Genomic DNA, 23,471 nt, shown 5'->3' with positions numbered 1-23,471 from the left:
CTCACCCCTTTTCAAATAAAGAGATAATTTTAAAATTATCTGTATCAACAAGACCTAAATCAGTTATCTTTAAATGAGGAATTACAGGAAGAGCCATAAAAGAAAGTGACATAAATGGGTCATCAAGAGTACATCCAAGTTTTCTTGTTATAAATAAAAGTTTTTGATATTCCTCATCTACCTCTTTTGCACTTCTATCACACATGAGACCTCCATATGGAAGAGGTAGAATATGTAAAATTTTTCCATTTTTTGCAATTGATATACCTCCTCCATAAGATTCAAGAATAGATATTGAAAGTAGAATATCTTTATCATTAGTTCCAACAGAGATTATATTATGATGATCATGAGCAATAGTAGATGCAATTGCTCCTTCTTTTAATTTAAAACCTTTAATAAAACCAACCCCAACATTACCAGTTGCTTTGTGTCTTTCAACAACAACTATCTTTAAAATGTCTCGAGATATATCTGGTACAACAAAACCATTTTCAATTTTTGGTTTAACAAAAAATCTTTCAGTTATCAATGAATTTTTATTTACACCTATTACATTTATCTTATCACCTAAGGCTTTTACACTAATTTTTTCATATGTTAATGTTTTAATATTAACAGTGTTTTTAACTCCTCCTTCAGATTTTGTTCTCTCATATGAAAACATAGGAACCCCATCTTTTGCAACAAGATTTCCTCTATAAAAAACGAGTTTTGGTTCAAAATTAATAAGATCATCAAGAACAACAATATTTGCAAAAAAGTTAGGCGCAATAGCACCAAATTTTTTTAAACCAAAGTAAATTGCTGGATTTAGTGTCGCAAGTCTTATAGCAACTATAGGATCTATTCCTTTTTTTACCAATTTTTTCAAAATTCCATTTATATGTCCCTCTTTTAACAAATCTCCTGGGTGTTTATCATCACTACATAACAAAATTCTTGGATAAGTGTTTTGATTTATAAGAGGATAAAGAGCATCCAGATCTTTTGCAACACTACCCTCTCTTATCATTATCCACATCCCCTTTTTTAATTTTTCTCTTGCTTCAACTAAATTTGTACATTCATGATCCGAACTTACCCCTGCGGCAAGATAACCATTAAGATTATTACCAAGAAGAAAAGGTGAATGTCCATCAATTATTTTATCTTTAAAATATTCTAATTTCCTTAAAACTTCATTATCTCCATTTAAAACACCAGGATAATTCATCATTTCACCAAGACCTAAAACTTTAGGATGAGATAAAAATGGATAAAGGTGTTCAACTGTTAATCTTGAACCTGAATTTTCAAATGGAGAAGATGGAACACATGATGGAAGCATAAAATAAATATCAATTGGCAAATTTTCTGAAGAAGAAAGCATATATTTTAAACCCCTAATTCCCGCTACATTTGCAATTTCATGTGGATCAGCAACAACAACACTTGTACCTTTTGGAACAACTGCTTTTGCAAATTCTTGAGGTGTTAAAGATGTGCTTTCAATGTGAATATGACTATCAAAAAAACCAAAAGATACATAATAACCTTGAATATTATATATCTCTTTTGCTTTTGAATATTTACCTACTCCTACTATTTCACCCTCATAAATTATAATATCTCCCTCTTCAACAGAGTTATCAAAAACATTTACAATTTTCCCTCCCTTAAGAATTAAATCCCCTTCTCTTTCTTCTTTTGCAACTTCAATTTTCTCTTTTAGTCCCATATTATATCCAAAAATAAAAAAGGACTCTCATCTGAGAGTCCTTTACTTTTCATACTCTCCTTTAAGAGCAATGTAAGATAGAGCATTTTCTTTTATTCTTTTTATCTCTTCATTTGTAACTTTTCTAACAACTTTACCAGGAACACCCAAAACGAGAGAATTATCTTCTATAACCTTTCCTTCCGTAATAACAGAACCAGCACCAATTATGCAATTTTTTCCTATTTTTGCACCATTTAGAATAATTGCACCCATTCCAACTAATGTATCATCACCAATTTCACATCCATGAATAATAGAATTATGACCTATTGTTACTCCATTACCAATTTTTGTAGGATAACCAACTTCAGAATGAATAACAGCATTATCTTGTATATTTGTATTATTTCCAATTTCAATTGGTGCAACATCTCCTCTTAAAACAGCACCAAACCAAATACCCACATTATCACCTATTTTAACATTACCAATTATTATTGCAGTTTCGCTTATCCAAGAATTTTTTCCAATTTGAGGTTTAAAATCTTTAAAATCTCTTATCAATTCTTCACCTCTTTTTAAAAATAAATTTGTTTTTTAATTGATTATATCAGATTATTTATAGATAATGAAAATTGAAAAAATAATCCAGATCAAAATTGTTAAAATTAGTGGCAAATCTTCTGTTACAAGTTTTATTGGCTCTCCCTCTTTTTTTTCATAGATTAAATAAAAATATCTCAAAATTCCATAAAGAACTATAGGAATTGTAAAAATAAAACCTTCTCCAAACTTTTCTTTTGTTTCAGTTGAAACAGAATAAAGTGAATAAGAAAGAATTGTTGCAGTTGATAAAATAACAATTAATTTATCAAGAAGTTCGACTGAATAAGAGGACAGGACTTCTCTATGTTTATGTGCATTCTCTCCTAAAAGAACAATTTCAAATCTTCTCTTTGCAAAACCTAAAAAAAGAGATAAAAAAAGTGTGCATAAAATTAACCAATTTGATACTGTAATTTTTGTTACCACAGAACCAGAAAAAATTCTTAAAATAAAGTTAATTGCAATTATAAATACATCAATTATTACTAATCTCTTAATTAAAAAAGAGTATAAGAAATTTAAAATTAAATAAATAAAAAATATAATTGTTAAAGCATGATCAATAAAAAGAGAGAGAGTTATTGGCAATGTTATTAAAATTATTGATAGAGTTAGGGCAAAATTTTTATTAACTTTACCACTTGGAAGTGGTCTATTTCTTTTCTCAGGATGTTCCAAGTCACTATCAAGATCAAAAATATCATTTAAAATATATAGCCCACTGGTAAGTAGGGAGAGAAGAAAAAAAGTTATTAAAGTTTTATTAAATAACTCTAAATTGAATAAATTTTTAGAAAAAATTATAGGAGCAAAGACAAAAAGATTTTTTATCCAATGTTTTACTCTTAAAAGAGAAAAATAAGTTTTCATAAAACTCTAAAAGTTTTTATTCTTTCTGTTCTTATAAAGAAGGAAGAAGGCATACTTGGATAAAGTATACCAAAAGGACCATAAATATTTGTTGGATTATACTCCACACTAACTATTTTAATATCACTAACATCTGGATCAGTGGTGAAATATTTTTGAGTTAATTTACCAAGAGGAGGCCCTAAAATTTGACCTAAAATAATTGCAATAAGTAAAAGGAATATGTTAAATGAAGATGTTAATATTATAAGTAAAAGAAAAAATATAATTGTCAAAAATGATGCAACACCAATACTTGTTCCACATCTCTCATGTATTGCATAATGAGTTTCACCTAAAATAAGTTTTTCTCTTCCAATTTCACTCGCTTTAAGCAAAATTTCTGGATCGATTCTTCCAAAAACATAGAAGCCATTCTCTCTTGCATAACCTGAAAGAATACCTCTTTTGTTCATCTCTTCTTCAATAACATTAATTGTTGCATGCTCTAAAGCATGATTTTTCCTTAAGTTTTTATTGATTGCTATTTCGATAATTTGAAGAGGGATAGTTAAAATATTTAATAAACCATAAAATAAATATCCTAAAGGAAAGAGGAAAAGAAAAAGAATTATTGGTAAAAAGAAAATTAAGAAAAATAGAAAAATTATCATTTATTTCCTAAATTTTTCTTCAATAATCTCTTTGAGTGTTGGTTTTCCAATTTCTTGTAGTTCATATAATACTCTTACACTTTCTTTGTTCATTTTTATAACTCTTGCAAGATTAATTGGAGTAGCAACGACAACAAGATCTGCTGGTATAGAATTTATTACCTCTTCGAGTTCCTTAAGTTGTTCATCTCCATAACCTAATGCAGGAAGTATTTGAGTAATTTGTGGGTATTTAATGAATGCTTCTTTTATTGAGCCTTTTATATATGGTCTTGGATCAACAATCTCTTTAGCACCAAATTTTTTAGCAGCAATAAACCCTGCACCATAAGACATATTACCATGAGTAAGTGTTGGACCATCTTCAACAACAAGAACTCTTTTTCCTTTAATTAACTCATAATTTTCAATAAAAATAGGAGATGCTGCTTCAACTACTTTAGCCTTAGGATTTAATTCATAAATTCTATTTCTTAAAATCTGAACATTTTCAAATGGAGAAGTATCAACTTTATTAATTACAATAACATCTGCAGAAAGAAAATTCACTTCTCCTGGATGATATGTTATTTCATGACCTAATCTTAATGGATCTGCAACAACAATTTTTAAATCAGATTTATAAAATGGAAAATCATTATTTCCACCATCCCAAATAATTATATCTCCTTCTTCTTCTGCTCTTCTTAAAATAGCCTCATAATCTACTCCAGCATAAACAACAACACCTCTTGTTATATGGGGTTCATATTCCTCCCTTTCTTCAATTGTGCAATTTTCTTTTTCTAAATCTTCAATAGTTTCAAATCTCTGTACTCTTTGTCTTTCAAGGTTCCCATATGGCATAGGATGTCTTATAACAACAGGTTTTAAACCCATTTCTTTTACTATACTAACAACTCTTCTTGTTGTTTGACTTTTTCCACTTCCAGTTCTCACTGCACAAATTGAAATAACTTTCTTTTTACTCTCAATTTGAGTATGTTTTGGTCCTAATAGCAAAAAATTTGCACCACTTGCTAAAGCAATTGATGCTCTGTGCATAACATATTCATGAGATACATCTGAGTAGGAAAAAACAACATAATCGACATTAAATTTTTTAATTAATTCTGGTAGTTCCTCTTCTGGATAAATTGGAATTCCATTCGGATATAGTTTTCCTGCAAGAGAGGAAGGATATTTTCTATTTTCAATATTTGGAATTTGTGTTGCTGTAAAAGCAATAACTTCATACTCTTCATTATCTTTAAAGAATGTATTAAAATTGTGGAAATCTCTGCCTGCTGCTCCCATTATTATTACTCTTTTCCTCATCAGCACCTCCTAATGTGATTAACTAAAAGACTATCATATATAGTATCTTATTTGAACTTATTTTGCAACAATATAAATTTTGAAAACTTTACCCTTCCTGTTTAAATCTTAATTCTTTCATTTTATACATCTTTGTATCTGCAAGAGTTAAAAGTTTGTCAAGATTATCTGCATCGTCTGGATAAGTTGCAATTCCAAAACTAAATCCAATTGGAATATCTTCAGGATAAAATGATTCAAGGGTAAAAAGTTTATATAATCTTTCAACTATCTCTTCACTTCTCTTTTTATCCACATCATGAAGTATTAAACAAAATTCATCTCCCCCATATCTTGCAACAATATCATCTTTTCTTAAATTATTTTGAAACCAGATTGCTATTTTCTTTAATATCTCATCTCCTGTTTTGTGTCCAAGAACATCATCTATTAACTTAAAGTTATCAAGATCAAGAAATACAATTGAAAATTTTCTTTTATCATTTATCAATTTCTCAACATATTCAATAAGATATTTCCTATTATAAACTTCTGTAAGTGGGTCTCTATAAGAACTCTCAATTAATTTTTCCCTCTCTTTTTTCAATTCATTCTCTCGATTTAAAATTTTCTCAATCATCTTTTTAAAACTTTTTGCTAAGTAACCTATTTCATCTTCTCTATTAAAATTTAGTTTTACATCATACCTTCCTTCTGCAATTTTTTTAGTAATACCCTCAAATTTTATTAGAGGTTTTAAGATATTTAAAACAACTAAAATATTTATTACAAAAGCAGAAATAAATGTTATTATCATTGCAATTAAAATTCCTGAGTACATTGAATCCATTAATTTGCGTGGAAAGTCGTCAAATTTATGAATATAGAATTCTGCGATTTTTTCTCCATTTTCATTATAAATTGGTAAAAATGTACAAATATAATTATCTATATATTGATAAGTTTTTTTCTCTTCTTCTAATGTAAATTTTTTAAGTGTTGGATCAGTAGAAATTATGTAATTTTCAGTTATCAATTGAATATCCATGTCTAAAATATCTTTATAATTTTTTAAAGTTTTTTCATTTATGAGATATCCAAATGTTAAATATGCGTTATAAAAATTAATTCCATCATTATCATAAACTCCTGAAGTTGAATATAAGATTAGACCTCTATTTGTTACATAATATCCAAATTTTGTTTTCCCATCTTTCAAAATAAAATTTGAAGTATCTAAATCATCAATAAAAGAGTTTACTATAATTTCACCATCATCTTTTATTAAAAGAATTAAATCAAAACCAAAATTTTCTTTGACCCATGGAAAAAGATTTTCTTCTATCCATTCTTTATCTTTTTTCACTACTGCATATTCCCCTAACTCAGTCCAATTTGCGTAATCATTAAGAATGAGATTTAATTTACTTTTTTCTCCTTCTAATAGTGATAAAAGACTTTGTTTATAAACTTGTACTCTAAATTCAATATTGTTGTTTATATGAATTTTAGTAACAAAATAGATAAATATTATTATGCTTAAAATTGATATAAAAATTATAATTGAAGTTAAAATTAAAAGTTTATTTTTTATTGTCATTTTAAACTCTTAAATAAATTTTAACAAAATTTTAAATATTTTTAATATCATTATATAATTTTGTTTTTTTGAAAAATCCATAAGTTACTTTTATTATAATTAAAAGAGGAACAGTAAAGAAAAGTGAAAATGGACCAAAGAGAGATAAAAGAAGTATCATTGTTGCAAAAAGTGCAATTGGAGAAATTTTAACGATCTTTTTTGACCAAAATAATGGATATATAAAATTTGCTGTAATTTGTTGTTGAGCAATGTAAAAGATTGCAAACCATAAAGCAGTTAAAGGTGAAACTGTAAAAGAAATTATTAATCCTATTATAAAAGTAAATATTGGTCCAACATAGTAAATTATCTCTGCAACACCAGCAATAAAACCAATTGTTCCAGCAAATGGAACTTTAATAATATAACAAAAGATAGCAAGAGTTGAACCTATAATAAAAGACATTAATGTTTGTCCAAATATGTATCTTTTTAAATAAAAATTTAATTCATTAAAAAAATCAATAACCTTTTCTCTATATTTTATAGGTATCTCATTTTTAAACCCATCTAAAACCTTTTCTCTTTCAAAAATAAAAAATATGGAGATAAGAAAAGCAAATGCAACATTAAATAAAACTCTAAATGTGTTTTCCATAAAAATAAAAAATTTTTGAATTACATTTATGATTATATTTGAAAGATTTTCTTGAAAAGTTGAAAAAAGTTTATCAAAGTCAACATTTAAAATCTTTATGTTTTCAACAATTGATTTCATCCTTTCAATAAATTCATATATATAATTTGAAAAAGATTTTGAAATATCTTCAAAATTTCCCAATATTTTTGATATTTGAGATATAACTGGAGGAATAATAACAAACAAAATTAATAATATAATTGATAAAACAATTAAGATAGAGAGAATTTTTGATAAAGTAAGATTAATTTTTTTTGATTGTAAAAAAGTTGTAATAATAGAAAATAAATATGAAAATATAATTGTGAGTAAAATTAAGGGAAAATTATTTTTTAGTTTATATAAAATAAATATGAAAAGGGAAAATAAAAGTATAGTAAAAAGTATTGTAAGAACTTTTTTAACTAAATTTTTTTCTTCGTTCAACTTTCTTTTTCTTCTTCCTCTTCTTCAATTTGAAGGAGTTTGCCACCAAAAATTTCTTTTCCTTTATCAACTATCTCTTTTCCTTTTTCATAAAGAATTTTTCTTGTCACAGAGCCTTTTTCTGGGGCAAAAAGTATTCCAAGTATTGCTCCAACTACCATTCCCAATAGAAATCCTCCAAAAAAGTTATCTTTTCTTTCACTCATTTGAACCTCCTTTTTTTCTAAATAATTTAATTATCTCAAATCCTCTTTTTATTCCATAAAAAAGTGAAATATATTTACCTATTTTACTAATATTACCAGATGAAGAGAAAATTAAAAAGGGAGAAATTGTTGATATTAAATTTGTAATGTTTTTTATTGTTCTAGTTGTCTGTTCTATATTTTTTAAACTTTTATTTAATGAGGGCTTTATCTCTTTCATTAAATTTTTTATCTCTTCTACTAAACTCGAAATTTTATTTGAAACTTCTTTTAGGTATATTACAAGAAAAATAAAAATTAAAAGTATTAAAATTGAATTAATTATTGTTAAAGTTAATACAACATAAATTATCCCATTCATTTAAATAACTCACTTATTGATGAATGTGTTTGAATTCTTCTAATTGCTTCTCCAATAAGAGGAGCAACAGAAATAATTTTAAGTTTCTTATACTTTTCACCATTTTTTATCTTTAATGTATCAGTAACTATTATTTCTTCAAGAGGTGATTCATTTAATTTTTCAAGTGTGTTATTACAAAAAACACCGTGGGTTGCTGCAGCATAAACTTTTTTTGCACCCTTCTCAAGCAATATTTTTGTTGCAGTAATAAGTGTTCCACCAGTATATATTCCATCATCTATTATTATTGCTGTTTTATCTTTAACATCACCAACGAGATCCATTCTTGCTATTTCATCTGGTTTTTCTCTTCTTTTTGCAAAAATTACAATTGGAGCATGAAGACGTGACGCAAGTTGATTTGCTCTTGCAACACCACCTACATCTGGAGATACCACAACAACATCTTCTAAATTTTTATTTTTAAAATATTCTGCAAAAATAGGAATTGCAGAAAGATTATCAGATGGAATATCAAAAAAACCTTGAATTTGGCCAGCATGTAAATCAATAGCAACAAATCTTGTTGCACCAGAAGAGACAATTAAATTTGCCATTAGTTTTGCACTTATTGGTTCCCTTCCCCTTGTTTTTCTATCTTGTCTCCCATAACCAAAATAAGGTGTTATTGCACATATACTTTCACAAGATGCTCTTTTAAGTGCATCAAGAATAATGAAGAGTTCAAGATAATTTTCAGCAGGTGGAGGTGTAGGTTGAATTACATACACATTTTTCCCTCTTACATTTTCGTTTATAATAACTTTAATTTCACCATCTTCAAATCTTCCTACTTCAATATCACCAAGTTTTACTCCTAAATAATCACAAACTTTTTTAGCAAGTTCAATGTTTGCATTTCCAGAAAAAATCTTAAATTCAGTATCCATTATTTTCACTCCATTTTTTCATGAACTTTCACTCTTTTCTCTCTTAAAATAGTTTTCTTTATTAACTTGTCTTGCCCTACCTAATGCAAGAGAGTTTGGTGGAACATCTTCTGTAATAACAGAACCTGCTCCAGTATAACTTCCTTTTCTTATAAAGAGTCCTCCCTCTTTCGCTACCAATATTGAATCTGACCCAATAAAAACGTCGTCTTCTATTATTGTTGGATGTTTCTTCTTCCCATCATAATTACATGTTATTGTTCCGGCACCAATGTTTACATTTTTCCCAATTGTTGCATCACCAATATATGAAAGGTGTGGCACAGCACTATTTTCACCAATTGTTGATTTCTTAATTTCAACAAAAGTTTTAGCCTTTGAATTTTTCATAAGTTTAGTTCCCTCTCTTATGCTTGCAAACGGACCAATAACAACATTATCTTCAACTATTACAACTTCATCAATTGCAGAAATTTTTACAAAAGGGCCTATTTTACAACCTTTTCCAAAGTGAACTTCACCTTCAATATAGACTCCTGGATAAAATTCTGTATCTTTTTCTGCAGTTACATAAGGAGAAATATATGTTGTTAAAGGATCAAAAATTGTTACTCCATTTTCTATTAGTTCTTCTATTTTTCTATCTTTCATTATTTTAAAAGCATTCATTAAGTCTTTTCTTGTGTTTATTCCTATAATCTCTTCAAATTGACATGAAAGGGAATCGATTTTTTTTTCATCTTTATATGCAAAATTTATAATATCTGTTAAATAAAATTCTTTTTGAGCATTTTCATTTTTTAATAGAGGTAAAAATTTCTTTAGAACTTCTCCCTTGAAAATATAGACTCCACTATTTATCTCTTTTATATCTTTTTCATGAGAAAGAAGGTCTTTTTCTTCTTTTATCATTGCAATTTTTCCATCTTCTCTTATCACTCTACCATATTGAGTTGGATCTTGAGAAATTGTCGTTAAGAGTAAAATATCAAGGTTTTCTGAATTAAATTTTTCAAACATTTTAATAATTGTTTCCATTTTAATTAATGGTGTATCTCCAGGAAGAACAAGAATAAAATCTTCGTTATTGATAAACTCTAAACCTCTTTTTAAGGCATCTCCAGTTCCAAGAGGAATATCTTGAATGACATAATTTAATTTAAAATCTTTCAATTCATTTTTATATAAATCAACTTCTTTATTTGTAATAACATAAATTTCTAAATCGTGAAGTAAACTTAAATTTTTAATTATGTGATAAATTATTGAATACCCAAAAATTTTATGAAAAACTTTATTTTTTTCAGAAAGCATTCTTTTACCAATCCCTGCGGCAAGAACAAAACACTTTTTCATTACATTATTTATTTTACTAAATTAAATTTTAATTTAAATATTCTTTTAAAAGAACATCTAAATCAACAGTTTCTTTTTTCTTATCCTTAATTTTTTCAATTAAAATTGGAATTTTTTCACCTTTCATTATTTTAAAAAGTAATTTAAAAACATCCACTGGATTAAGAACCGCTTCAGGAGGATTAACTCCTATTCCTTTAACTAAACCCTCGCTCATTAAAATAGTTCCTATTGCTGCTGGAATTCCTGTTCCCTCACCCATTCCTTTTCCTTTTGAAAAAATCGAGAAATCATATTGGATATTTTCTTCACTCTTTATTCCTTTTATTGTGATTTTTAAACATCCTTGAGGTTCTTTTGGACCATATTTTTCAATTAATTCTTTCCTTTTATAAAGAATATAATTTACTGAAAAATCAAGTGGTGAAATTAAAGTACCCATTACATCAATTGGTTCTTCTTCAACAATCCCTACTCTAACTATATTCTTTATTAATTCTGCATATTGAGGGGGAAGAACAAGTCCTAAATTTGTTACTCTTTTTACTCCTTTTATATATTTTGGAAGAGTTATTGTTTCAGGATGTGGATAAGCATAAACAGGGTATGTACCAAGACCTGGAAATTCAACTATTTCTTCAAGTGTCTTACCACTTTCTTCAAAAAGTTTAACCTCTCTATATTCACCATCAAGAAAAACTGGAATAGGAGAAAGCATTGAATGAATTCTATGTTTTACAACTGCAGGACCTTCATACTCTTCTCCACCATGTGCATGGTAGATATCAATTGAGTTTATTTCATCAAAAAGAAACATTTCTGCAAATTTTACAATAATGTTTGCAAGTCCAGGTGAACTACCCATTCCAATTAAACATGAAACCTTCTTTTCTTCTGCCAATTGATGAAATTTAAGATCCTCTATTGTGGCATCAAAATCATCGCACACATCAACATAATTTTTGTATAACTCTATTGCCTCTTTAAGTATCTTTGGCCCATATTTATAATATGGCCCTATACAATTTAAAACTACATCTGTATCTCTAATTGCATCTTTTATTGATTCATCAATATTTGCATCCAATTCTTTAAATTTTAAAAATTTTGATATCTCACCAAAAATAGATTCAAACACTTCTTTATCTCTATCGCAAACGGTAATTTCATAGTTTTGTGTTGAAAAAAGAATTTTTGTTGCAACTCTACCAACTGTTCCACACCCACCTAAAATAGAAATTTTTTTCATTTAAACCTCCTATATTAAAAATGTTAAAATGGTGTCAGACACTTTTGTAACATTTTTTCTAAAATGGAAATACAACAATACCTTTGTATTTTTCAATATTAGATTTATCAAGTTCAAATTCAAGTGAATTTAATTTATGTACATTTTCTTTATTTTTTAAAAAATCATCAACTTTTGCAATTGGAAAATCAAGATTTTTTGTCTTATAATGCATTGGTATAACAATTTTTGGATTTAAAATTTTAATCAACTCATCTCCTTTTTTTGAATCAATTGTATAGTATCCCCCAACTGGAAGCAAAAGTATATCAATATTTTTAAACTCTTCTAAATCTTTCTCATTAGGAATGTGGCCTAAATCTCCACAATGTAAAATTTTTATTCCCTCTCCCTCAATTAAAAAGAGTGCATTTTTTCCTCTTTTTCTCCCCATTTCTTCATCGTGGAAAAAAGTTTTTGATTTAAATTTTACACCTTGAATTTCCTTATTAGTTGGATCTTTTAAAACTTCTCTTTTTATTTTTACTCTATTAAAAGCAGAATGGTCAAAATGATCATGTGATATTGTAACTACATCTACTTCTTCTCCATCTGGAAAATCATAGGGTACTGATTTATCATAGGGATCTGTCATAACCTTTAAACCACCTATTTCAATCAAAAAACATGAATGTCCCAAAAATTTTATTTTCATTTTTCACCTCCTAATTTAATTTTATTATTTATTTTCAATTAATATCTTAATGTTGGATCAATAGCATCCCTTAAACCATCTCCAAGCAGATTAAACCCAAGAACAGAAATAAGTATCATTAAACCAGGAAAAGTTGCAACCCACCAAGCACCAGCAACAATATATTGATAACTTCTTGAAAGAATTGCCCCCCATTCGGGTGTCGGAGGTTGAGCACCAAGTCCTAAAAAACCTAAAGCAGCAGCATCTAAAATTGCACTACCAATTGAAAGAGTTCCATAAACAATAATTGGGGATAAAACATTTCTTACAATATGTCTAAAAATAATCATTAAATGTGGTTCACCAATTGAAATTGCTGCTTCGACAAACTCCATATTTTTAACAACAATTGTTTGTGATCTTACTATCCTTGCAATTTGAGGAGCATAAGTAATTCCAATTGCAATCATTGCTTTATCTAAACCAGTACCTAAAATTGCCATAATAACAATTGCAAGAAGGATACTTGGAAGAGAAAACATTACATCAACACCTCTCATTATTATGCTATCAATGATTCCACCAAAATAACCAGAAATTACACCAAAAAAAGATCCTATTAAAACTCCTATAACTACTGCAATGAACCCAACAGTTAAAGAAATCCTTGATCCAAAAATCACTCTTGATAAAAGATCTCTTCCAAAATCATCTGTTCCAAGGAAATTTATTGTATTACCTTTCCAAAAACCAGGTTTGAATCTATCTTTAAGAGATTGAGTATATGGATCAAAAGGAGAGATAAAATTTGCAAAGAGAGCAACTAACACAAGAAGAATTATTATAAAAAGACCGATCATTGCGGTTTTATTTTTTCTTAAATATTTCCAAATAAAATAATATTCACTTTTTCTTTCCATTAATACCTTATCCTTGGATCAATAAATGCATATAAAATATCAACTATTAAATTAACAATAACAACAATAAAAGCAACAAAAATAATTGAACCTTGAACAACTGGATAATCTCTTGAAGAGACTGCACCAACAATATATCTTCCAAGACCAGGCCAAGCAAAAACAGTTTCTGTTAAAATTGCTCCTCCAAGAAGAAGGGCAAATTCAGTTCCAATACTTGTAATAACTGGAATTAAAGCATTTCTTAAGGCATGTCTATAAATTACAACTCTTTCATTAACTCCTTTTGCTTTAGCAGTTCTAATATAATCTTTATTTAATACATCAAGCATGCTTGACCTTGTTATTCTTGCAATAAAAGCCATTGGAATTGTTGCAAGGGCAATGCTTGGAAGAATTAAATGTTTTAAAATTGATAGAAGTGCATGAAAATTTAAAGTTAAAATAGAATCTAATATCATAAAATTTGTTATTCTTGTTAAATTTATTCCTATATCAACTCTTCCTGATACTGGTAAAATGTTTAACCATATTCCAAAAATAAGCATAAGCATTATACCAAGCCAGAAAACTGGCATTGAAACACCAAAAAGTGCTGCTGTCATTGTTAAATAATCAATAAATGATCCTCTTTTTGTTGCTGAAATAATTCCAGCAAAAACTCCAACAAGAGTTGCAATTAAAATAGCGAATAGAGAAAGTTCAAATGTATTAGCAAATCTATAAAAAAGTTCTTTTATAACACTTTCACCAGTTCTAATTGATCTACCAAAATCTCCTCTTAAAATTTGGCTTATCCATATAAAGTATTGTGTAATAATTGGCTTATTTAACCCATATTTCTCTCTTATCTCTTCTAAAATTTTTTCAGTTACATGTTCACCAGCAAGAATTTGAGCAGGATCACCTGGGACAAGTCTAATTAAAAGAAACGTAATTATTGAAACAATAAATAGAACTATTAATAATTCAAATGCTCTTCTTAAAATGTACTTTCTCATTATAAAAATAAGGGGGCACAAAGGCCCCCTTTAACTTAATTTTACTTTTCAATATAAACTGTATCAAAGTGATAATCACCTGTTGGATAAAGAAGGAAACCTTTTACATTGCTTCTAAAGACAACCATCTGTTGTGAATGTGCAAGAGGAACCCAAGGTATATCTTCATGAATTATTCTTTGAATTTCTTTATAATATTTTTCTCTTTCTTTAATATCATAAGTTTTTCTTGCAAGCATATTAAGTTCATGTACTTTTGGATTTCTATAAAATGCAACATTACCTGCACTTCCTACAGTTGCAGCATCTGGATCAAGAAGAACATAAAGAATATTATCTGGATCTGGATAATCCATTGTCCAACCAAGAAGACACATCGCATGTTCTCCACCTTCTGTTTTATCCAGATATGTTCCCCAATCATAAGTAACAATTTTTGCTTTAATTCCAACTTTTGCCAGATCAGATTGAATTGCTTCTGCAATTTTTTGTGGATCAAACATATATGGTCTTGCAACTGGCATTGCCCAAAGATTAGTTTCAAATCCGTTTGGATATCCTGCTTCTTTTAAAAGTTCTTTTGCCTTATCAGGATTATATTCATAATCTTCAATTTCATCATTATATCCCCAAAGAGTTGGTGGAAGTGGATTTTTAGCAACAACTGCTGTACCTTTATAAAGATGTTCAACAATATCTTTTCTATTTATAGCATGGTATATTGCTTTTCTTACTCTTACATCACTTAATTTTGGATCATATCCAGGTGTATCTTCTCCTAAATTAAATGCAAGATATCCTATATTTAATCCTGGTTGAGATAAAAGTGTTAAATTTTTATCGCTTTTAATCTTTTCAAGATCATCTGGATTTGGAAACTCCATTCCATCAATCGTTCCCTTTTGAAGTTCAAGTAGTCTTACTGATGGATCTGGAATAACTTTAAATATTAATTTATCAATTTTTGGTTTTGGTCCCCAATAATTTTCAAACTTTTCAAGAGTTATATGATCATCTTTTACCCATTCAACAAATTTAAATGGTCCAGTTCCAACTGGATGTGAACTTGCTTCAGCACCCCATTTTTCATGATTTGCTGGACTTACAATATAAACTGTAAACATTGCCATTGTTGTTAAAAATGGTGCAAATGGTTCGCTTAATTTTATTCTTACTGTGTAATCATCAACTTTTTCAACTTTCTCAATTTCATTGAAACACCAACTCCAATATTCCCATTCACCATATTTATGGAATGGATGATTTGGATCACGTTGTCTTTCTAAAGAAAATACCACAGCATCTGCATTAAAATCTGTTCCATCATGAAATTTAACGCCTTTTCTCAAATAAAATGTAAAAGTAAGTCCATCAGGACTCACATCCCATTTCTCTGCAAGCCATGGTTCAATTTCTGTTGTTCCTGGTTTATATCTTATAAGACCCTCAAAAATATTGTTCATAACTGTTATTGATTCGCCATCTGTAACATCTGCCGGATCAAGTTTTACAACATCGCCTGCTTTTGCGAATGTAAGAGTTACAACTTCAACTTTTTTCTTACACCCACTACTTAATAAAACACTGAATACTAATAAGGTAATTAAAATAAAAGTTGTTAAAAGTTTAAAACTCCTCATTTAGTCACCTCCAAATTTAAAAAATAATAAAAAAGCCTCACCTCCTTCTTTGAAAATTATTTTAAAAAATATATAACTATTTTTATATTTGTCAAGAGTTTTTATATACCAAGACCCTTTCCAAATGGATCTTCCCATTTTTCAAGAGCAATTGCGAGTTCTCTATACTCTTTTGCTGCTTCTTTTAAAGGAATTCCCCTCATTGTTGCTTCAATTGCTTGCCTAAATGCTTTTCCTCCTGCTATTGGTCCTTCAGGATGAGCATGAATTCCACCACCTGAACCAATAACAATATCAAGACCTAAATCTTCGATAACTTTTGGAACCATTGATGGTGTTATTCCACCAGAAGCCATAGGAAATGTGGGCTTTATGTGATAAAATGGAAGTCTCAAATTGTTTGCATTGTTTATAAATTTTTCAGGTAAAACTTGTGCTTTTCCATAAGGTGCAGGAATAACAACAATATCTGCTCCAGCAAGTCTTATTAATTTGCCTAAAACAAGATGAGATGTTATTCCAAAATCAGGAGACATATATAGAGCACCAGCAACATCCATATGAGCAAGAATTGGAACCTGAATTTCTGGATCTTCTGCTATTGCTTGAAAAACTGCAAAACCAACTGCAAGATAGTTTATCATTAAAGCATTCGCACCTGCATCTATTGCTCTTTTTGCATTTTCAAAAATTTTTGGTACTGAATCAGTAATATTAACAGTATATAATGTATGCTCCCCTTTAATTTCATAAACTTCTTTTTCAATCTGCATATATCTTTTTACTCTCTCTTCAATTCTATTAAAACTTGCATCTGCAATTAGTTCATCGTCTTTTACAATATCACATCCTCCTAATGCTGCTAATCTAAATAGTTCAGCACCAACATCAACTGTATATCCTGTGCATGGTTTTATCATATTATTTAAAAGGGGCCTTTTTGGAATATTGAGTAATTTTCTTATACCTTCAATTCCAAATTTTGGACCTTTAAATCCTTTAACAAATTTTTCTGGAAATCGGATATCAAGAAGTTTAATTCTCCCACCCATAGATATGTTACCAACAATAGTGGTAAGAAGCATTGGAATTTGCTCTCCAATGTTTATTTCAGGGAAAGCAATTTGAATTATGTAATTTCTCATTGTTACTTCTTTTGGAATTTCAAATTCATAATCTGGAATTTCATAAACTCCAATAACTTTTGCAATATGTTTTCTTTTAACTTCTGGGGTCTCGCCTGGAACAGGAACCCATGTTCCTGTACTTTGCTCAATTGCAAGAGCAGGTGCAAGTTTTCTCACTGGTATCTCTTTTGGAAAAATTGCAAGATATGTTGCCACAAGATAATCATCATAATCTACACCCTCAGGTAAGGCAATTGGCAATGATAATGGATCTAAATTCATAAAAACCTCCTCTTTAAAATTTCATTTCCTCAATTTTTTTGTTTAATTCTTTATAAAATTTTTTTAAATTTTTATATACATCTTTAAACTTATCAAAAAGAAAATCATAAATTTTTTTGTTATTTAAATTTGGTTCAAAAATTTTAAATGGCTTTATTAATTCTTTTAAAGATTTAAAATCTTTTATCAATCCTAAACCAATAAAACCAATATAGGCTGCTCCAATTGCTCCTCTTTCTTGTGGATACTCTAAAGTTTCTATTTTTTTCCCTGTAATATCAGATATTATTTGCATCCAAATATCTCCTCTTGCACCTCCACCTATTACTCTTAAAGAGGGAATTTTAAAACCAAATTTTTCGTCTATAATATTAAGAATCCATCTTATGTTATAACCAACACCCTCATAAACTGCTCTTAAGAGATTTTCTCTTTTATGATTTATACACAAATTAACAAAACTTCCTCTTACATAACAATCATTCACTGGTGCCCTCTCCCCAAAAAGATATGGAGTAAAAATTAAAAATCCAGATCCAGGTGTCACTTTTTTTACTTCTTCATCCATTAGAGTATAAACATTTTTTATATTTGGATCTTGAGATTCTTCTCTATAAAATTCATTTTTAATCCATCTTAAACACTCACCTGCTGTTTCTGTTTCAGCAAAAAGAAAAGAATTTTCATAATCTGCAGATTGAATCACTGCAATGCCACATTTTCCAGTAGGATGCCTTTTGGTTATAACTCCCACCCACCCAGATGTTCCTAAATAAAAATGAGCATCACCTTCTAATACAGCACCTGCTCCAACAGAAGCACATAGTGCATCTCCAGCACCAGCAATGACAGGAGTTCCTTCAAGAAGTCCACATTCATTAGCCAAATCCTTTCGTAATTTGCCAACTATATCAGTAGATTTTACAAGTGGAGGAAGTTTTTTTGTATCAATTCCAACATACTCAAAAATCCATTTAAGCCAATCTTTTTTCTTTAGATCTAAACCAAAAACAGAGGCATTAGAAAGTTCCATAACCATATTCCCAGTTGTTTTGAATATCAAATATCCATTAACATCAAGAAAATATTCCATTTTCTCATAAATTTCTCTCTCATTATTTTTAAGCCAGAGAAGTTTTGGTATTCCATCTTTTCCAGTAAGAGGTGCACCTGCAAGAAGTGCAAAAATTTTGGGACTTACAAATTTTCTCATCATATTTTCCGCTTCTTTTATTGCTCTATTATCAAGCCATATTATTGCATCTCTTAATTTTCCATCTTTATTAACAGGAATTATTCCAAGCATTTGATTTGAAAATGTTATTCCTAAAATCTCCTCCTTTTTAATTTTTGATTTTTCAAGCACATCTTTTGTTGTTTTACAAATAGATCTTAACCAATCATCTGGGTCTTGTTCAGCATAATTTGGTTTTGGATACTTTATTTCATAATAACTAATTGAACTTGCAATTGGTGTGCCATTAGCATCAACAAGAAGTGCTTTATTACAACTTGTCCCAACATCATACGCAATTATGTACTCACCCATTTCTCCCTCCAGAATTAAGAATTAGATTTATTTACATAAATTTATCTCTATATTCAAATGAACTAACTCCTCAATATCCTTTAATCTTTTTTTATAATCATCTACTGAAGATGGATTTTTTGCAATAATACTTAAAATACAAGCATATTTATTTTGCGAAACTCTTAAAAGGTGTAAATCACAAATTTTACTATCACCATCAGATTCTATTTTTTCTGTTATCTCTTTTATTATTTTAGAATTCGTCTCTCTATCTAATAAAATTCCTGAGGAATCTTTTATAAGTAAATAAGTCCATCTAAATATTAAAATAGAGCCAATTACACCAACTATTGGATCAAGTATTTTCCAATTATAATATTTAACCCCAAGTAGTGCTAATATTGCAAAAAAAGAAGTCATTGCATCAGCAACAACATGTAAATAAGCAGATCTAAGATTTAAATCTTTTTTATGTAATTGATGAGCCTCATTATCTTTATCTTCCGAAATAGTATAATTTTCATGATCATACCCCAAAATAAATGCACTTATTAAATTTACTAATAGACCTATTATTGCAACAATTAAAGCATATTCATAATTTATCTTTAAAGGATTAAAAATTCTTTCTATGGATACAAATAAAATAAAAATACCAACTATTCCTAAAAGAATTGCACTTGTATAGGCTCCTAATATTTCAATTTTCCATGTACCAAATGTAAAACTCTCATCATTTGAATATTTTCTAGCAAGAATATATGCAAATAAAGATATACTTAAAGCAGCTGCATGTGTACTCATATGCCATCCATCTGAAAAAAGTGCAATTGAATTATAAATCCACCCAGTTATAATTTCAACAATCATTGTAAACAATGTTAAAAGAACAACTAAAAATGTTCTTTTTTCCAAAGATTTTTTCTCTAAATTAAAGTTATGATGGTGTTTAAAAATCTGTATTTCTGTTTGATGCATAACTTTTAACCTCCAAAATAAATTTTAAAATTATTTTATCTTATTAACAACTCCTTTCAAGGGTTAAGTTGTGATTTGTGTTTGAATATTGTATGAGGGAGTGGATTTTTAAGATTGGCTGGGGAGGGTGGATTCGAACCACCGATCGCGGATCCAAAGTCCGCTGCCTTACCACTTGGCTACTCCCCAAAATCATAATATATTTTACTATTTTATTTATTTAAGTCAATTAAATAAAACTAAAAATTAAATTATGTTATAATTTAAAAAATGATAATTATTTGATAGTAGAAATTAAAAAATTTACTTAATCACATAATTATCAAATTTTCTTTTGGAGGTTTTTTATGTATAAATTATTACTCAGATTGAAAACAATATTTTTTGTAACTATTATTTTTTCTTTCCTTTTTATATCTTTTATTAACTTCTCTTTCAATAACAAAAAAGAGGTTAAAGCAAATTGCACTTGGACTGGAATTTGGGATACAAGTTGGGGAAAAATGTATCTTATTCAAAAGGGAGATAGAGTTACAGGAACTTATGAATATGATAATGGAAAAATAGAAGGTGTAGTTACTCAAAATATTTTATCAGGAACATGGGCAGAAGCACCAAATTATAGTTTACCCTATGATGCAGGCGAAATAGAATTCGTAATTTCTTCAGATTGTAAAACTTTTACTGGAAAATGGAGAAGAGGACCAACAAGTGGCTGGGCTCTTGGTGTAACAGGAACTAAAATATCTAATGAAGTTCCATCTCAAGATAACACCAAAACTCAAGAGGGAGTTTTAACAATCATTCTTCAAATAAATAACCCTTATATGACAGTTAATGGAGTTAAAAAAGAGATAGACCCAGGAAGAAAGACAGTTCCAGTTATTGTTAAAGGAAGAACTCTTGTTCCAATAAGAGCAATAATTGAAGAGATGGGTGGAACCATAGAGTGGGATGGCACTACAAGAAAAGTAACAATAAAACTTAAAGCAAAAACTCTTGAACTCTGGATTGAGAGAAAAAGCGCAAAAGTAAATGGAATTCTTAAAGAACTTGATGTTCCGCCTCAAATAATAAATGGAAGAACAATGCTCCCATTAAGATTTGTTACAGAAGAATTGGGTTGTACTATTGAGTGGGATGGTAATACAAAGACAATAACAATAACATATAATTTAGAAGTTCCTTCTGAAATAAATAAAATATTAGCGGAAGGAGAAAAAGTTTTTACTACCTTGGGAGGAGAACTTATTCTTTCTGATGGAACAAAACTTATTATACCTGAAAATTCATTTTCACAAGATACAAAAATCACTTTAAGATCAATTATAAATCCTTCATTTTCAACAGTTGATACATTAGGATTTGAAATAACTGGCCTTAAAGAACTTAAAAAAGAGATTGAATTACAGGCAAATGGACCAAAAGGATTAAAAAATGAAGAACTACAAATTTTTGGATATGATATAGAAAGAGAAGAAAAATATGATTTTAAATTTGAGTATGATTCAAACAGTGGTTTATTTAAAGTTAAAATTTCTCAAGAATCTTTATTAAGTAAAAAGATAAATCACATTTTTTCATCAAAAGTTATAGATTTATATTCAAATATTTTAGATTTTAAAGAAAAATTATCAGTTTATATTGGATGGACTCCTTATTATACCCCAAAATCAAATGAAAAAATTATAAGAATGCCATATTATGAACAAATTGGTGGTTCTTGTGCCTCAACTTCAGCCCAAATGTTAATAAAATATAGTGGTTTAGATATAGAACTTTTTGATATTCTTAAAGAACTAAAAGTTGAAGATTCTGATTTTGGATTAAATCAAGAACTTTTTTCATATAATTTAAGAAATTTTTTAAGTCAAAAAATTGATTATACAGTAAATCATATACCTTATTTTGCAATTGCACATCTAAAATGGAGAATCTTATCAGAACTTGATAAAGGACATATAGTTATTTTAAATTGGGTAAAACATGTTGTTTTAGTTTTAGGATATACAAAAAATGGAGAAGAAATAATAATTCATGACCCACAAAATATTTCACCTGCAAATAGTGAAAATGGAACAATGTATACAGTAAGAGATTGGGATTGGATTAAAGGAAGACACAAAGTTGCAACAGAAAAATATTTAATTCTTTATCCAGAAGGAACTTTTGCGGCAAATCCCTCTCTTTCTTTAATGTGTCCTGGTAATGATGAAATAAACTCAATGTCAGCAGGTGAAATTTCTTTTTATATAACAAATCCAAATACAAAAAAACTCACAAATTTTTATGAGTTACAGATTAAACCCTCGGATGAGAAAGGATATATTTGGTTAAATGTTCAAACAAAAGAAAAAACTCTCTTTATTCCTCAAGATGCAGAACTTCTTAAGTTAAAATTGAATGCTTATAATGGTTCAAATTATAAGAAAGATATCGAAATTCAAACTGCAATAGAAGAAGATAAAAATGGAAACCCTGGAAAAAAGATAAAACAAGATACTCAAAAATATTCTATTACAGAAGCGAAATTAAACAGTGCATCATCTGTTCAATATGCATATGAATATAAAGTTGAAGATTTAAGAGATTATTTACTTTCTGATAAAGATGGTAAACAAAATATAATTATTCATGCATCACTTTGGGAAGAGTCTTCTTTAAGAGATTATTTTATTATAAAAGTAACATTAAATATATTACCAAAGGTTTCTTCAATAAACCCAACAACTGGAAAAGGTGGAGATACAATAACAATAAATGGATTTTCTTTTGGTAAAAATAAAACAACAAAAAGTAAAGTGCTTATTGGAAATAAAGAAATTGAGATTTTAAGTTGGAGTGATAAAGAAATAAAAGGAAAACTTCCTCAAAATATTGAAAGTGGGCCTGTAGTTGTATATACAGGTGAAAAATATGAATATGAATCAAATAAAGATGTGTTATTTACTACTCTTCTAAAATGTGATGGTTTTTATGAAGTTTATGGAACAGCTCCAAGTTGGAGTGATATTAATTGCAAGTGGGAAACATCTAATAGATTAATTAGGTTATGTCTTCAATTTAAAGATGGAAAGATAAAGGGAGACGGCAACACTTGTTACAATTCTTATCAAGAAGTTTCAGGAACATATGATAAGGATGGAAATGTAAGTTTTAGTTTTACATGGAAGGATTCAATGACTAATGATAATTATGGATATATTGTTACAGGAAATTTTACTGGAAAATTTGTAAAAGGTTGTATTTTTTACGGAATCGCTAAAGGTAAAGTAAGAGTTTACAATAAAAGCCCTATATATTGTAAAGCATATGATATAGAAAAGGAATTTTCATCACCAATGTATGAAAAAAACTATAAACCATAAATAATTGAG

20 protein-coding genes and 1 tRNA gene are annotated in these 23,471 nt (G+C 28.5%); 1 reads left to right on the top strand and 20 read right to left on the bottom strand.

Annotation, left to right across the window (positions count from 1 at the left end; genetic code table 11):
• Nucleotide 1 precedes the first annotated feature (1 nt).
• The 20 genes from ade to QMD25_03825 form a co-directional block, all read right to left on the bottom strand.
• Complete coding sequence (ade, locus tag QMD25_03920; protein MDI6861148.1) at nucleotides 2–1,720, bottom strand: adenine deaminase; 1,719 nt, start codon at nucleotides 1,718–1,720, stop codon at nucleotides 2–4.
• Between the two features lie 42 nt (nucleotides 1,721–1,762).
• The gene (locus QMD25_03915; protein MDI6861147.1) at nucleotides 1,763–2,266 is read right to left on the bottom strand and encodes a gamma carbonic anhydrase family protein; all 504 of its coding nucleotides are present in this window, start codon (nucleotides 2,264–2,266) and stop codon (nucleotides 1,763–1,765) included.
• A gap of 51 nt (nucleotides 2,267–2,317) precedes the next feature.
• Nucleotides 2,318–3,178: a decaprenyl-phosphate phosphoribosyltransferase gene (locus tag QMD25_03910; GenBank protein ID MDI6861146.1), complete on the bottom strand. Its 861-nt coding sequence runs from the start codon at nucleotides 3,176–3,178 to the stop codon at nucleotides 2,318–2,320.
• A complete protein-coding gene (locus QMD25_03905; protein MDI6861145.1) occupies nucleotides 3,175–3,831 on the bottom strand; it encodes a DUF6391 domain-containing protein in 657 nt (218 codons plus the stop codon). Before QMD25_03905 ends, QMD25_03910 begins: the two co-directional genes overlap by 4 nt.
• A complete protein-coding gene (locus tag QMD25_03900; protein ID MDI6861144.1) occupies nucleotides 3,832–5,148 on the bottom strand; it encodes a cyclic 2,3-diphosphoglycerate synthase in 1,317 nt (438 codons plus the stop codon).
• A gap of 88 nt (nucleotides 5,149–5,236) precedes the next feature.
• Nucleotides 5,237–6,727 (bottom strand): diguanylate cyclase, encoded by a 1,491-nt coding sequence (locus tag QMD25_03895; protein ID MDI6861143.1) that lies wholly within the window; start codon nucleotides 6,725–6,727, stop codon nucleotides 5,237–5,239.
• 31 nt (nucleotides 6,728–6,758) lie between these two features.
• The gene (locus tag QMD25_03890; GenBank protein MDI6861142.1) at nucleotides 6,759–7,835 is read right to left on the bottom strand and encodes an AI-2E family transporter; all 1,077 of its coding nucleotides are present in this window, start codon (nucleotides 7,833–7,835) and stop codon (nucleotides 6,759–6,761) included.
• On the bottom strand, nucleotides 7,832–8,041 hold the full coding sequence (locus QMD25_03885) for a YtxH domain-containing protein (GenBank protein MDI6861141.1): 210 nt from the start codon (nucleotides 8,039–8,041) through the stop codon (nucleotides 7,832–7,834). The genes QMD25_03890 and QMD25_03885 overlap by 4 nt, the downstream gene beginning before the upstream one ends.
• Nucleotides 8,034–8,402 (bottom strand): hypothetical protein, encoded by a 369-nt coding sequence (locus tag QMD25_03880; GenBank protein ID MDI6861140.1) that lies wholly within the window; start codon nucleotides 8,400–8,402, stop codon nucleotides 8,034–8,036. The genes QMD25_03885 and QMD25_03880 overlap by 8 nt, the downstream gene beginning before the upstream one ends.
• On the bottom strand, nucleotides 8,399–9,334 hold the full coding sequence (locus tag QMD25_03875) for a ribose-phosphate pyrophosphokinase (protein MDI6861139.1): 936 nt from the start codon (nucleotides 9,332–9,334) through the stop codon (nucleotides 8,399–8,401). The genes QMD25_03880 and QMD25_03875 overlap by 4 nt, the downstream gene beginning before the upstream one ends.
• A gap of 18 nt (nucleotides 9,335–9,352) precedes the next feature.
• The gene (glmU, locus tag QMD25_03870) at nucleotides 9,353–10,690 is read right to left on the bottom strand and encodes a bifunctional UDP-N-acetylglucosamine diphosphorylase/glucosamine-1-phosphate N-acetyltransferase GlmU (protein ID MDI6861138.1); all 1,338 of its coding nucleotides are present in this window, start codon (nucleotides 10,688–10,690) and stop codon (nucleotides 9,353–9,355) included.
• 28 nt (nucleotides 10,691–10,718) lie between these two features.
• Nucleotides 10,719–11,939: a saccharopine dehydrogenase NADP-binding domain-containing protein gene (locus QMD25_03865; GenBank protein ID MDI6861137.1), complete on the bottom strand. Its 1,221-nt coding sequence runs from the start codon at nucleotides 11,937–11,939 to the stop codon at nucleotides 10,719–10,721.
• Nucleotides 11,940–11,997: 58 nt separating this feature from the next.
• Nucleotides 11,998–12,633 carry an MBL fold metallo-hydrolase gene (locus QMD25_03860; GenBank protein ID MDI6861136.1) on the bottom strand — a complete coding sequence of 212 codons (636 nt, stop codon included), beginning with the start codon at nucleotides 12,631–12,633 and terminating at the stop codon, nucleotides 11,998–12,000.
• 38 nt (nucleotides 12,634–12,671) lie between these two features.
• The gene (locus QMD25_03855) at nucleotides 12,672–13,535 is read right to left on the bottom strand and encodes an ABC transporter permease (protein MDI6861135.1); all 864 of its coding nucleotides are present in this window, start codon (nucleotides 13,533–13,535) and stop codon (nucleotides 12,672–12,674) included.
• The gene (locus QMD25_03850; GenBank protein ID MDI6861134.1) at nucleotides 13,535–14,536 is read right to left on the bottom strand and encodes an ABC transporter permease; all 1,002 of its coding nucleotides are present in this window, start codon (nucleotides 14,534–14,536) and stop codon (nucleotides 13,535–13,537) included. Before QMD25_03850 ends, QMD25_03855 begins: the two co-directional genes overlap by 1 nt.
• A 41-nt stretch (nucleotides 14,537–14,577) precedes the next feature.
• The gene (locus tag QMD25_03845) at nucleotides 14,578–16,176 is read right to left on the bottom strand and encodes an ABC transporter substrate-binding protein (protein MDI6861133.1); all 1,599 of its coding nucleotides are present in this window, start codon (nucleotides 16,174–16,176) and stop codon (nucleotides 14,578–14,580) included.
• A gap of 101 nt (nucleotides 16,177–16,277) precedes the next feature.
• Complete coding sequence (locus tag QMD25_03840) at nucleotides 16,278–17,585, bottom strand: RuBisCO large subunit C-terminal-like domain-containing protein (protein MDI6861132.1); 1,308 nt, start codon at nucleotides 17,583–17,585, stop codon at nucleotides 16,278–16,280.
• A gap of 13 nt (nucleotides 17,586–17,598) precedes the next feature.
• On the bottom strand, nucleotides 17,599–19,134 hold the full coding sequence (locus tag QMD25_03835; GenBank protein ID MDI6861131.1) for an FGGY-family carbohydrate kinase: 1,536 nt from the start codon (nucleotides 19,132–19,134) through the stop codon (nucleotides 17,599–17,601).
• Between the two features lie 27 nt (nucleotides 19,135–19,161).
• Nucleotides 19,162–20,094: a CDF family Co(II)/Ni(II) efflux transporter DmeF gene (dmeF, locus tag QMD25_03830; protein ID MDI6861130.1), complete on the bottom strand. Its 933-nt coding sequence runs from the start codon at nucleotides 20,092–20,094 to the stop codon at nucleotides 19,162–19,164.
• Between the two features lie 115 nt (nucleotides 20,095–20,209).
• Nucleotides 20,210–20,283, bottom strand: a tRNA-Gln gene (locus QMD25_03825).
• Nucleotides 20,284–20,441: 158 nt separating this feature from the next.
• Between QMD25_03825 and QMD25_03820 the strand changes: the two genes are divergently transcribed.
• A complete protein-coding gene (locus tag QMD25_03820; GenBank protein ID MDI6861129.1) occupies nucleotides 20,442–23,462 on the top strand; it encodes a stalk domain-containing protein in 3,021 nt (1,006 codons plus the stop codon).
• Nucleotides 23,463–23,471: the final 9 nt, after the last annotated feature.

The organism is Caldisericia bacterium, from assembly GCA_030018355.1.
Taxonomy (GTDB): Bacteria; Caldisericota; Caldisericia; order B22-G15; family B22-G15; genus JAAYUH01.
This window is presented reverse-complemented; position numbering and strand designations above follow the sequence as displayed.